The organism is Rhizobium sp. CCGE 510, from assembly GCF_000292525.1.
Lineage (GTDB): Bacteria > Pseudomonadota > Alphaproteobacteria > Rhizobiales > Rhizobiaceae > Rhizobium.
The window spans coordinates 1-602 of the sequence record NZ_AEYF01000127.1 but is presented as its reverse complement, the minus strand read 5'-3'; the positions used below and the strand labels follow the sequence as shown (position 1 = coordinate 602).

Below are 602 nucleotides of genomic sequence, written 5' to 3'. Positions count from 1 at the left end.
TTGCGACCGCTTCCGGCCTCGCGATGCTCACATCGCGCTTTTGGCCGGCAGCTTTCGTGATCTTCGCAGGCTTTTGGTTCTGGTCCGCCGCATCGTGGACAGCGCCGACGCTACCGGAGGGATGGAAAGGCGTCGACCTCGAACAGGGTCAAAACCTTGGGCGCGATGCCTCGCTCCAGCATCACCGTGACCTGATCGCAACGGTTCTGTCGGCGGCGGACTCGTCCACCCGCTTTATCGTCCTTCCTGAAAGCGCGCTCGGCTTCTGGACGCCGACCGTCGAGCGTCTCTGGCGGAAGGCTTTACGTGATCGCCACCTCACCGTCATTGCGGGTGCGGCGGTGCTCGACGGCGACGGATACGACAACATGCTGGTGGCGATCTCGGCCGATCAATCCGAGATTCTTTATCGAGAGCGGATGCCGGTTCCAGGTTCCATGTGGCAACCATGGCGGTCCTGGACGGGAGACGCCGGCGGCGCCAAGGCGCACCTGTTTTCCAACCCTGTCTCCGGGGCGGACGGCAAGCGGATCGCACCGCTGATCTGCTACGAGCAACTCATCGTCTGGCCGGCGCTGCAGTCGATGCTGCATTCGCCCGAC

At 63.6% G+C, this 602-nt stretch carries 1 protein-coding gene; it reads left to right on the top strand.

Features of this window, described 5'->3' with window-relative positions:
- Positions 1-602, top strand: a 602-nt coding sequence (locus RCCGE510_RS32790; RefSeq protein ID WP_007638092.1) for a carbon-nitrogen hydrolase family protein, incomplete at both ends; no start/stop codon positions are given.